This window comes from Shewanella marinintestina, assembly GCF_023283845.1.
GTDB classification, from domain to species: domain Bacteria; phylum Pseudomonadota; class Gammaproteobacteria; order Enterobacterales; family Shewanellaceae; genus Shewanella; species Shewanella marinintestina.
In genome coordinates this window covers 22,499-35,026 of record NZ_JAKILC010000030.1, presented here as the reverse complement: position 1 = coordinate 35,026, position 12,528 = coordinate 22,499, and the positions used below count along the sequence as shown (strand labels likewise).

Sequence of the window (12,528 nt, the reverse complement as noted above, 5' to 3'; positions counted from 1 at the left end):
TCAATCTTAAATTCTGTTGAGTAAGTTGGTTGAGTCTTCATTACTTTTACACCGTTCCATATTAAGGAGAGTTTACCTCATATTGGTGTACAGGTTTATTAAGCCACAATACGTTTAATGCAGAACCTAGAACCTAGAACCTAGAACCTAGAACCTAGAACCTAGAACCTAGAACCTAGGACCTAGGACCTAGGACCTAGGACCTAGGACCTAGGACCTAGGACCAAAATCTTATAATTGAGTTTTAGCCCATTTAGCGCGATTTTCTCGGCTCTCTTTTAGGCCATCTTTTTCGCGGTAAGCTTTGTATGACTCAAAGTCTAGAGGTACTAGTACCACATCAACTTCTAGCATTAGCTTGCACTCTTTCTTGATGCGGTAAGCTGACACGTTATACAGCTCTGCTAATGGTAATGTGCCTAAAAATTCTGGGTTGTACTGAGCGTACAAGGCTTGAGTTGGGTAAACCACAAAACTTAATGTGCGCTTTGGCTCTGACTTGAATAGCTCTTCGATGCCATCACAAGTGTTGAGTACTTGCATCTCAATCGCTTCATCGATCTCAAGTAGTTTTTTCTGTACTGGCATGTGAGCGGGTTTTTCGCCTGCTTCCCAAGCGATAACGTCAGCTTCTGTTACCTTACCAATTTCAGCTACTTGAGCTGTGGTTAACGCCAATGAATGACGAAGGTACTGCATTTCAATGGCATTTAGACCAAGTTCTTTAGACATGTTGTTTCCTTAAATAAATTCGAGCTGTGGCGCGTGTATGTGCTGACTGTTTGATTAGCTACGCATCCATACATCTTCGGCCCATTCCCAGAATGATTCCCAAGACTCTTCTTCGTCAATTTCGCCATCTTGCCACAGCTGAATTTGACCTTCTTGACCGATAAAGAAGAAGTTATCACCTTGCTGGCAAATTGGTACAAACTCACGAGGTAGGCCAATTGACCATGCGTAAGCGGCTACTTCAGAAAGGTATGTATGCGAGTTAGGGTCACTTGCCGTTACTGGCTCTAGGCTGCCACAAATTACATCACTGGCATAAAGTAAGTATTCTTTTAGCTCCATAGGTAGTGGAATAAGAATTGCTTCTTCCACTTCAACAATTTGTTCGAATGTCGCTAGCTCTAACGGTACCGGTACCGCTTCACTCATCTCTTGCAGTTGCTCAATGATATCGTTCATAAGTTTTGGGTGTATCTGGCTATATAGATTATTGGGGCGGAGTATAACCGCAAATCGGGGGAAAGTGCAGGTAAGCGAGGCAATTTTATCGACTCCTACAAACCGTATGTGAAGTGTTGATTTAAATAAGTAGGCAATACCTAGCTAGCACTAAGTTGGGTTAATTTTAGGCTAAAACACTAAAAAGGGCTCATATTTATGAGCCCTTTGTCGGTCGGTTTAGCTTTTGGTGTTAGGCCGCTGCAGCGGTAATGACATTGGCTTGGTCATTACGCTTATATCGAAGCCACGCTTTGTGATACAGCTTGTGTGACTCTTGGCGTAGCAGGGTAATTTTAGCTGTTTCAATGTCGTTTAAGTGACGTTGCTGCTGCATGGCAGAGGCTTGGATTGATTGTACCTGCTCATAAACCTCGTGCTCGGCACCGCTTTTAATCTCGGCAATGTCTGCAAGGTGTAGCTGCACTTCCGCAATCATTTGTGATTTAGGCAGCTTAACCAGTAGATTGAGGTCACGGTAGCCTGATTCCTTAGGATTGGCGAAGCGGTTTTTAACTTGGATAAGCTGACTGTCGCTTTTAATGATTTCGAATGCTTGCATCAAGTTATGAATATCGTCGCTGACAATGCTGGCACGCACGATATCGGTCAGTTGGCTAGCGTCGTTATTGAGCTTGTTATATACCTTGGCTTCGGCTCTTTCGCGGCTTTTAATATTGGCAAGCTGCGATTGAGTTTGCGACTGCGCGGTGATCATATTAAGCAGTTGGGCGAGTTCTTGTTGAGCATCGTTGGCTTGGCTGTATAGCGTATCAAGGTCGGCACTGGTCTGCCTAGGGACTTGGTACTGCATAGACTGAATGGCGGTGAGTCCATTGAGATTTTTAGACAGCGCCAGTTTAGCGGTGTAGCTACCGTTATCCTTGGTATTGTTTTGCTCATGATGAATAGGTTGAGCAAAAGCTGAACGGGTCGACAGTAACAGTAAGAAGATGAAAAATGTCCGTAATATCCGGTTCATAGCAGTCCTAGTTTGTGGCTGTGACTGTAATCTAACTGGGTAAAGCTTAAGCTATGCTGAATGGCAAATTAACATTTGTTCATAGTGTGCTACAGATCCCCTAAAACTGAAAAGGCCGTTGATGAAATGTGTCATCAACGGCCTTTTTATTTACTCTTTTCTAGAAACTAAAAGTATCGTTTTAGTCTTTAGTTAAAGGCGAATTACCAGATCTTTACGCGCTTTTCTGGTGCAATATACATAGCGTCACCAGGTTTAACATCATATGTGCTGTAGAACTCAGGCATATTTGATAGTGCGCCAAGAGCACGGAACTGCGCAGGTGAATGTGGGTCAGTTGCTACGCGGTTACGCATTGATTCTTCTTTGATTTTTGCACGCCAAATTTGAGTGAAACCAATGAAGAAGCGTTGATCGCCGGTTAGCCCATCAATCACAGGAGCTGGCTTGCCATTTAGTGATTTTTTATAGGCACGATAAGCAATCGTTACACCTGAAAGGTCACCAATATTCTCACCTAGGGTCAATTCACCGTTAACGTTTAGGTCATCAAATACTGCGTAGTCGTTGTACTGATCAACTAGCGCCTTACCACGAGCAGCAAACTCGGTTAAGTCTTGCTCTGTCCACCAGTCACGCATATTGCCTTCGCCGTCAAACTTCGCGCCTTGGTCGTCAAAACCGTGGCCCATTTCGTGGCCGATAACCGCACCAATACCACCGTAGTTAACAGCGTCATCAGCTTGCATATTAAAGAATGGTGGCTGCAAAATTGCTGCTGGGAACACGATTTCGTTCATAGTTGGGTTGTAGTAAGCGTTTACCGTTTGTGGAGTCATGTGCCACTCCCATTTACGGATTGGACTACCTAGTTTTTCAAGTTCTTTGGCATGGCCAAGCTCACTTGCACGTTGGTTATTACCGTATAGGTCGTCTGCTTTGATGGCGAGCTTACTGTAGTCTTCCCAGCGATCTGGGTAACCAATTTTAGGATCAAATTTAGCTAGCTTGTCTTTTGCTGCAACTTTAGTGTCGGCGCTCATCCATTCTAGTGACTCAATGCTGTCGCCGTATGCGCCACGTAGGTTTTCTACTAGCACTTGCATACGCTCTTTTGCTTCAGGCTTGAAGTGACGTTTAACGTACACTTTACCAACCACTTCACCGAGTAGACCATTAACTGTTGATACACCACGCTTCCAACGTGGCTCTTGCTCTTGCTGGCCATTTAGAGTCTTAGAGAAGAACTCGAAGTTTTCATTATCCAGATCTTCACTTAGGCTGCTCGCTGCATGGGTCAGTACTTGCCACTGCATGTAGTTTTTCCAAGTATCAAGATCAGTATCTTTAATGATCTCGTTTAGACCTTGAATGTAACTCGGTTGGTTAATGATGATATCGGCTTGCTTGTCAGCCCCTAGGGTTGCTAGGTAACCGTCCCAGTTAATGTCGGGGGCCAGTGTAGGCAGATCTTTAATTTGATATTTGTTGTAAGTTTTAGTGCTGTCACGAGTTTCAACTACGTCCCAGTGCTTTTTAGCTATTTCAGTTTCCAGTGCCAAAATCGCTTCTGCGCTAGCTTTTGGATTTGGTAGACCCGCTAAGGTGTACATCTTTTCGATATGCTCAACAAACGCCTTGCGGATATTAACGAAACGCTCATCTTGATTTAGGTAGTAATCTTTCTCTGGTAGGCTTAAACCATATTGCCAAATGTGAGTGGCATAACGGCTTGAATCTTTGGCATCAACATTGATATAAAACGCCATTGGTGTGCCGCTGCCGATAATTTGGCTACGGGCAAAGTAAGTGACTAAATCATCTTTCGACTTAATCGCGTTTACTTTTTCAAGCTCGCTGGCAATTGGTGTAACACCTAATTTGTTTAGGGTCTCAACGTCCATAAATGAGTTGTATAGATCAGCCACTTTTTGCTCATCGCTACCGGCTTTTAGGTTTGGCGTGGCAGCGACTTCTTCGATAATCACTTTTACATCGTCACGTGACTTTTCACGTAAGTCATAAAATGCACCTGAGCTAGTGCGGTCGCTTGGAATGACCGTATCTTTAATCCAAGTGCCGTTTACATACTCATAGAAGTTGTCTTGTGGGCGAACTGACTTGTCGAAGTTGGCAAAGTCGATGCCTGATGTCAGAGCTTGCTCAACAGCGGTTGCTGTTTCCGTTTTGCTGGTTTCAGGTGTTTTGACTTCAGTTGGCTCGCTATTACATGCTGTGAGGCCGACGATAAGGGAAGCGCATAAGCCCCCAACGAGTACTTTTTTCATGTTTCTTCCTTTAATCTGTATCGTTAATTTTATTATTGTTAATGCGTCACTCGGAGTGGGTTCTACTGCATGGCTTGCAACCCAGTAGTTAACCTATAGTAAACCGATGTGAATTACACTTAGGATACGTATGTTAAGGTTTTTAATACCTAATGAACAAGTCGGCTCTGTAAACTTATGCTGATAATTAGCCAAACATGTGTAAGAAAAGGTTTCCCAAGCTAAATTACTGCGGTTTTTTAGTGGGAATAACTAGTGACTTAATTGGCGAGGGTTCTGCCGTGGCGACTTTAATATGTCTGCGATAGATACTAGCCGTTTGAAAGGTTTTAACTAAAGCGTTTTTATCACTCTAGCGGGATTACCGGCAACAACTTGCTTGGCTTGAACGTCTTTAGTCACAACAGAACCAGCCCCAACGACAGCTTCATCGCCTATGCTGACGCCGGGTAAAATGATGGCACCACCGCCTATCCAAGCTCGGCTACCGATTGTCACGGCCTTCGCGGTTTCAATGCCTGCGCAGCGCTCAGTTGCATCAAGAGGGTGCTGTGCAGTATAAATTTGTACGTTTGGCCCAAGCATAGTTTGCGAGCCGATGCTAATCATGGCGTTATCATGCAAGGTGCAGTTGGCATTAATAAAGGCTTGTTCGCCGAGTTTAATATTTAGTCCGTAGCTCACGTAAAAAGGCAGCATAATAGTGGCGCTAGTAGCGATATTCGCCAGTAACTCAGTATCAATTTTTCCGTTGATATTCATTTGCTGATTACGCACTTGTTGCTGACGCCAAAACTGATTGAGTTGTGGGTCGAGGCATTGATAGGGGCTACCTGAGAGCATTTTTGCAAATTCATCAATCTGCTGCGCTCTGGTCTCTAATGTTTGATTTGCTGATAGCTTTGAGCTAGGTGATTGATTCATATCGTATCTCAATAAAAATTGCATACCAAGATACGCCTGAGGTTGCTGCTTGTTCAAGCAAAACTTTGCCCTTTGGCGGCGCTGGCCTCATAATGTCGGCCATTATGGTTATATCAGCTGAGTTTTTACTGTGCGTTTAGATAAATTTATTTGTGAATCGACTTCACACTCTCGTGTTTCTGCTAAAAAAGCGCTTCACCGCGGTGATGTTACTTGTAATGGCGAAGTGGTTAAAAACTCAGGTTTTAAAGTCACTGATGAGCATGAAATTCGCCTTGAAGGTGAACTGCTAACCATTATTGGTCCGCGCTTTATCATGCTGAATAAGCCAGTTGATACGATTTGCTCAACCATTGATGAAGAGTATCAATCTGTTATTAGTCTATTGGATGTTATTCGCCCTGAAGACTTGCACATTGCGGGTCGTTTAGATGCTGACACGACTGGTTTGGTACTGATCACCACTGACGGCCAATGGTCACATAAAATCACTTCGCCTAAGAAAGAGTGCGGCAAGCGCTATTTATTAGAAACTGCTGAGCCATTAACAGCTGATTTAGTGCAGCAGTTTAGCGATGGCGTACAGCTTAATAATGAAGACGGCTTAACTAAGCCAGCAGTACTTGATATTTTAGCGCCAAACCAAGCACGTTTGACTATCACTGAAGGTAAGTATCATCAGGTTAAGCGCATGCTTGCTGCTGTGGGTAATAAGGTGACTAAACTGCACCGTGAAAGCGTGGGTGCTATTGAGCTTGATGCTGATTTAGCGCTAGGTGAGTGGCGCTATTTAACAGATGCCGAAATCAAGTCGGTTAAGTAGCATCTAGTGATGTAAAAAAAGGCCCTCATTTGAGGGCCTAAGAAAATAAGGTTAAGCGTTGTGAAAACAATGAAAACGTTTACTTAACCTTAGTGCTCTAAAAATCTTGGTATTAATGCAGTTTTTTACGACCCGCTGCAAATAAGCCAAGTAATGCAAGACCTAAGAAACCTAAGCTACCACCGCTTGAAGTATCTGCAGGCTCTACAACTTCAGGTGTTGGAGTGGTTGTCGTTGTAGGTTCTTTACCGTCAGAATTAACCATCAGCATAAAGTTAGTTGTGACAGCATCGTTCGGGAAAGCCATATCGTGGGCTGTTACACTCACCATAGTTTCGCCGTGCCAATCCGTGTCAGGTGTAAGCGTAACCATGTTGCCTTCAACTGTTGCGGCCACGTTGTCTGCAACCACTTGAATACCATTAGCTGTGCTTTCTTTATCCTGAATCATCACTTCAAAGCTGATGCTATTGTTCTCATCAACGCTCATGTCATTTAATGCACCAATCGCAAGATTTGATGGCACGTTAAGTGCTGTGCTAGTCGTGATTGTGTCGCTGCCTGAGTAGTCGCTATCGACAGAGATTTGTAGCTCTTGACCTACGCTAGCTGCACCAACACGTACAGAGAATGAAAGATCAATGGCAGTTTGCTCTGGACCAAAGTAGTTAGCACAAACTACTAGGCCTTCAGAGATTTTCTCATCGACATCATCGAAAGCAAAGCTCGAACCGCTATAGCCATAAGCAGGGCCAAATGTGCCGCGTGGACCGTGGAATCCATGCAGGCCGATTGAACCTAGGTGTGACTTTTTACCGTTCATTTTATCGTAGGCAAAAATAAACTCATGCTCACCGGCTGCAAAGTTAAGCTCGGTTGAGGCAAGTAGCTCAAAGCTGTAACGGGCATCGTAGTCGGGGTCGAAGTTAACACCGAAGGCGAACTCTTGGCGCATGTTGTCCCACTCTACAATTAAGTAACGACCGTCAGTGGTTGACGCAAGCGAAACACCATCGTATGACTCTGTGTCCATGTTGAACTCAGGCATGCTCATACCATCACCACGCCATAGTGGAGCAATTACGGTATCTGGGAAGAATTGCCCATCCATTGGGAAGTGCAATGACCAGAATAGTGGCATGCTGTCTAACTGAATGAAACCACCTGGTGAGATTGATAGAACATCATCTTCCATGTAGTCAGGGTTGTTGTTATAAAGTGGGATCCTATCGATACCAAACAGGCTAAGTGGGATCGTTAGAATTTCATTGGCTCGGCCGCTAATAGCAAACTCTGGCTCAATGTTAGCTTCTTTGTACAGGTCTAAGTAGTACGGATTTGAACCTACAGGAACGCGACAAGTTAGGTCATCTTCGCTGGTGGTAAATTGGTACTCTCGTGCTTGTGTATTACTGGCTTGCTGCATAGTTGCAAGGTTAATTTGATTACCTTCAACAGTAAGTGAGTCAGCCAAGTCTTGGTTATTACTGCTTGCCATTACTGAGTCAGCGACTAGCTGCAAGCCGTCTGGTAGTGCAATTTGCATGTTCGCATCACGCTCAAGGCCTAACATGTTTGGTGCCAATTGCACGTTCACTTGAACAATGTCACCTTCTTTAGCTTGCTGCTGGCTGGTGCTAATCATCAGATCGTCACCAGCATGGACTAAGTTAAGCGCCATCTTACCAAGGTTACCGACATTGTCAGCACTATTACCCACTTCAACTAAACCGTAAAAACGGTCGCCTTTTTTAGCGCCATCGAGTGACCAGTTCATGGTTAGATTATATGGATCGATACCGTTAGTGGTTTGTGGACCTGTTACGCTAAGGTCACCACTATCTGCACCTGGGATCACAGCTAAGCTCGTTGTGATGGTGTCGAGTGTATCTTCTTCAATATCGCTCCAAGGACGTTTAAAGTTACCTAGCATTGCCCAATAACGGCCCGGAACAGGATTATTAATCGCACAATAATCTTGAACATCAGTAAATGAATAACAAATTGCTTCGTCATACCATTCAACCATGCCATTTTCATTGAGATCCATACCGATATCTAGCGAAGTTGCAGCAGCTTTATCTTGAGATACTTGCTCCCAAACTATACGTGCAGTGCCTTCTGGTACGTCAAAGAAGCGCACTTCTATACCTGGGTTATCCACTAAGGTTTCAGGATCTTTGAAGTCGATATAAGCGGCACTTAACTGGCTATCAATCACATCGCCTGCTGTTAAACCGTGAACTTTAACGTTCAGATCCGCGACTTCTTTCGTCATGAGTTCAGGTGTTAGCATAGTGCCGTTATCACGGTGGATTAAACCTGATACGATTTCTGGCAGTGTTGAGCCACTGAAGCTGGCTATAACCGGCAGGTACTGGTCTGGAAGCGCTGTATTTGCAGGAGTTAGGTTTACCTTACCAAATAGATCTAGGTTGGCAGAGCTTGCGTTTACCGATGTTACATCAAGTACTTTTGCGGTCACCATGATGCTTTGTGTTTCACCCGCTTTAACCATAAAGGTCTTTGGATGCACATCTAGCTCTAAGAACGGCGCGCCGTCCATATCTAGGACTTCAGTATCAAGGGTCCACTCACCATCTTGAGTGGCGGTAAAGGTACGCATCCAAGTACAAGTGCTTTTACATTCTGCATTGACTAGATAAGGTACGTTTAGTGCCGTTACATCACCGCCTTCCATAGGGTTAGCTGCGCGGTAGTTGTCACCATTTTCATCCATCACTAGGCCGGCTTTTACAGCACGGGCGACATTGATAACACCGCTACCCATTTGATGGAAATTAGCGGTTTCTAGCGTTGCTGGATAGTCGTTATTATAAGCTTTACCTGATTGCGCAGTCATCATTAATGCTGACTGGATCATTGCTGGAGTCCATTGAGGGTGCGCCTGCGTTAGCAAGGCTAGTGCCCCCGCCACATGCGGGCCAGACATAGAGGTACCACTAATCGCGACGTAGTCACTCGGTGCAGGGTATAAGCTAAATGGCATTTCATCTGAGTAAGCAGCAAATACATCGACACCTGGCGCAGATACGTTAGGTACCATAGTATTGGGGTTAGTTGTACTTGGGCCACGAGAAGAGAAGTTAGCGAGAATATCGGCTTCACGCTCTGTTGCAGCAATTTCTGACTCATAGATACTGATTTGAGGCGTATTAGTTGAATTAGCAACCCAGTCAACCAATGCATTACCAGCGGCATAATCAACGTGCATACCTGGGATTGGGAATGGATTTAAGTTAAGGCTATTACCGCCTTGACCGTCATCCCAAGAGATTGCGTTATAAAGAATGACGCCACCTGCGCCACCCTCAGCAACGTTAATGCCTTTTTGTACGCGGGCAATATCACCACGCTTACAAAGTACTATATCGTCGCTGTTGAAAGTATTTTCTGCAAATGGTTGTAAACAGAGACCATCACCAAAGTTGGCTGCATCGACTAAGTTACCAGTGAAGTCTCCAGTGATCCCGTACCCCTCTATATCATCAGGAGCATTGTCACCAACGTAGTCACTAATACGACCTGCGATAGGTTCAATTTGACGACTATGGGTACTGGCTGCAACAGAGGTTAACCAAGGAGAAACATGGTCGATATAAGATGGACCATATTGGCCCCAGTTACCTGCGGAAGCTGCAACTGATATACCTGCTTCACGAGCAGATAAGAATGCCATTTCAATAGCGTCATACCAAGGCAGTGTTTCAAGGCCACCAATTGAGAAGTTGATAACATCAACACCATCAATAATCGCGTCTTCAATAGCAGCAACTAGTGCATCACCTGGACAACCACCATAAGTTTCACCAAACGAGCCACCACCGGGGTAGCAAACTTGATACGCGATGATGTTAGCACGTGGTGCAACACCTGAGATCTCAGGGAAAACGAGTGGGGTATCGAAGCCGTCGGATTTTTCTTCCATACCCGCTAGCTGGTATGCGACATCTTTTAATACGTTACCCGCGACAGTGCCAGCGGTATGGGAGCCGTGACCGTTGTAATCTTCGCCGGTTGGTGCTCGTTTGTAGTCGACTTCCCATTCTGGGATATCTGGTTGGAAAATGGGATCTTTAAAGGTATCAGTAATGATGTCGTATGAGCGAACACCAATGAGCTTACTGTTACACATGTTTGGATAATCAACACAGTCACCGACAAAATTGCCTTCGCCTAGTGGATTACTATGGACGTAGCCGTCGCCAGAAACTGCTGCAAATGATGGATGATCAGAGTTAATACCAGTATCAATAATACCGGCAACAATACCTTCACCGCGCATTGCAACACTATCAGGTACACCGTTACCTTGCCAAATCATATCAGCACCAATGTGCTTAGGACCTACATCGGTAAATAGCTTATATTCTTTTGCGCGCGTGACGGCTTTAACGCCGGGCAGATCTGCCACTTTTGCCGCTTCTTGCTGGCTCAATGACATGGTCATACCATTAAGTGCCACATTAAAGCGACGCTTAATTTCAGCTTTTGGTGCCACGGCTCTAATTTGGCTAGCGGTTAAATCTTGGGTTTCAGTTAGGAAATTGCGATAGTTTTTAACGGCATCACTATTAACATCAATCGTACCAAAACGCTCATTGCTGCGCATTGAAGGCTGCTTATTACGCGGTGATGTTGCGGCGTAATCTGGACGTTCACCTTGGTAAAGTGCGATGGGTGAGTCCATTAATTGAATAATATAAGTATGCTCACCTTCAATTTCATCCTCCCAAACAAAAGGTGCTTTATGGCTACTTCCTTTAGCGGCTCTGTGCACGTTCATGCCAACTTGACCAGGGCGTTGCGCTTGATTTACTCCAGGATGCTTGGGCTTATTTTTATATTGTTCGACTTGCTCTGGTGTAAGTTTGATACCAATGAGGTCGCTATTGCCACCATTTGGGGTATCTAAGGATAGGGGGTTAGCAACTAACGTTCCCACTCCTGTAGCATATAACGCAGCGAGCGTAACGATGCTAATTTTTTTGAGTTTCATGGTCCATTCCTTGTTATTTATTGTTGCGAAAATGTTGCTCTCGCAGTGCTTTTTTATCGTTTGCAAGTCATGAACGGCTAATGCGTTTTGCGTATTACTCAATGCGTATTTTGTATGCAGTTTAGGTTGCCCTAATATTTAACTCTTACTTTACAGTCGCTTATGATTTTTCTATGTATACGCTTTTTGCATACGATGGGATACAAGTTGTAACATCGAGTGTCTTGTTCAAGAAATTTAACAACTGTATGTTGTAAACCTGTTAACTCCTGACTATGGAAGAGTCATGATTGAATTTAGACATTTAAGAAACTTTACTGTGCTGGCGAGAGAGGGAAATTATCAGAAAGCAGCACAGCGATTAAACTTGGCACAGCCGTCGCTGAGCCGCAGTATTCAGCGCTTAGAAGACTTATTGGGGGCGGAGTTATTGATCCGTGGACACCAAGCGATGTCTTTAACGGCCTCTGGTGAATTGGTGCTTAGCCATAGCGAGGGGATTATTGAGGGTGTAGATACCTTGCGTAAAGAATTGCAATATCTGCAAGGTAAAAGCAGTGGTCACTTAGCTATAGGTGCTAGTCCTGTACCTGCAAATACGATTCTAGGCCCCATGATTGGCCGGTTTATCGATAAGTTTCCCGATGTACATGTTGAGCTTGAAGAGGGCACTTGGCAGCATAATTTAGGTAAATTGCTGCAAGGTAAATTGTCTTTATTGGTGACGGACGTTAAAGGTGAGGAAATTGGCAATGAAGCTTTAGTGCAAAGCTTTAACTTGCCTTCTTATAATGCCGTTTTTTGTGCCAAAAAAGATCATCCTTTAGCTTTAAAAAAGCAGTTATCTTTAGATGATATTCGTCAATACCCGTTAGCGATCCCTAGGAATTTACCTGCTGGTGTGGTTGATATGTTTGGCGATCTGTTTTTTCAGTATCGTAGCGATTTTGCAGGCTTATTACATTACGATGCATTTCCGCCAATTATTGGCGCCATTCAACATTCGCAAATGTTGGCTTTAACCCCACAGGTTGCATTATTGGATGAAAGCGTGAGAAAGGAGTTGCATATTTTTACGCCAACAGACATGCCTAAATTGAATGTATGCTTTAGCGTGGTGATGCTGCGGACTCAAGAAAGTATTGCCGCGAAACGATTTTTACAGCAGATGTTATCAACCTCAAGTGTTTAATTTATTTAGCTAAAGCCATAAAAAAGGGCCCTCATAACAAGGACCCAATGACAAGTAATAGTCAAAAAT

Annotated in this window: 8 protein-coding genes; 2 read left to right on the top strand and 6 right to left on the bottom strand. The window is 44.2% G+C overall.

All coding sequences use genetic code 11. The features are described 5' to 3' along the window. Nucleotides 1-231: 231 nt before the first annotated feature. The 5 genes from L2747_RS20860 to L2747_RS20840 form a co-directional block, all read right to left on the bottom strand. Nucleotides 232-732 carry a DUF4447 family protein gene (locus tag L2747_RS20860; RefSeq protein ID WP_249000874.1) on the bottom strand — a complete coding sequence of 167 codons (501 nt, stop codon included), beginning with the start codon at nt 730-732 and terminating at the stop codon, nt 232-234. A gap of 54 nt (nt 733-786) precedes the next feature. Next, a complete protein-coding gene (locus L2747_RS20855) occupies nt 787-1,191 on the bottom strand; it encodes an SMI1/KNR4 family protein (RefSeq protein ID WP_249000873.1) in 405 nt (134 codons plus the stop codon). Nucleotides 1,192-1,423: 232 nt separating this feature from the next. Next, on the bottom strand, nt 1,424-2,212 hold the full coding sequence (locus L2747_RS20850; RefSeq protein WP_249000872.1) for a RelA/SpoT domain-containing protein: 789 nt from the start codon (nt 2,210-2,212) through the stop codon (nt 1,424-1,426). Nucleotides 2,213-2,415: 203 nt separating this feature from the next. Next, nucleotides 2,416-4,500, bottom strand: a complete 2,085-nt coding sequence (locus L2747_RS20845; RefSeq protein WP_249000871.1) for a M13 family metallopeptidase — start codon at nt 4,498-4,500, stop codon at nt 2,416-2,418. 333 nt (nt 4,501-4,833) lie between these two features. Continuing rightward, entirely contained in the window at nt 4,834-5,361 is a 528-nt protein-coding gene (locus tag L2747_RS20840; protein ID WP_249000876.1) for a sugar O-acetyltransferase, read from the bottom strand. A 193-nt stretch (nt 5,362-5,554) separates the two neighbouring features. Between L2747_RS20840 and rsuA the strand changes: the two genes are divergently transcribed. Then, a complete protein-coding gene (gene rsuA / locus L2747_RS20835; protein ID WP_249000870.1) occupies nt 5,555-6,247 on the top strand; it encodes a 16S rRNA pseudouridine(516) synthase RsuA in 693 nt (230 codons plus the stop codon). Nucleotides 6,248-6,359: 112 nt separating this feature from the next. Here rsuA and L2747_RS21465 read toward each other — a convergent pair whose 3' ends face one another. Beyond that, nucleotides 6,360-11,267 carry a S8 family peptidase gene (locus L2747_RS21465; RefSeq protein ID WP_283107383.1) on the bottom strand — a complete coding sequence of 1,636 codons (4,908 nt, stop codon included), beginning with the start codon at nt 11,265-11,267 and terminating at the stop codon, nt 6,360-6,362. A 286-nt stretch (nt 11,268-11,553) separates the two neighbouring features. Here L2747_RS21465 and L2747_RS20820 point away from each other — a divergent pair, with 286 nt between their 5' ends. Then, nucleotides 11,554-12,459 (top strand): LysR family transcriptional regulator, encoded by a 906-nt coding sequence (locus L2747_RS20820; protein WP_249000869.1) that lies wholly within the window; start codon nt 11,554-11,556, stop codon nt 12,457-12,459. Nucleotides 12,460-12,528 lie beyond the last annotated feature (69 nt).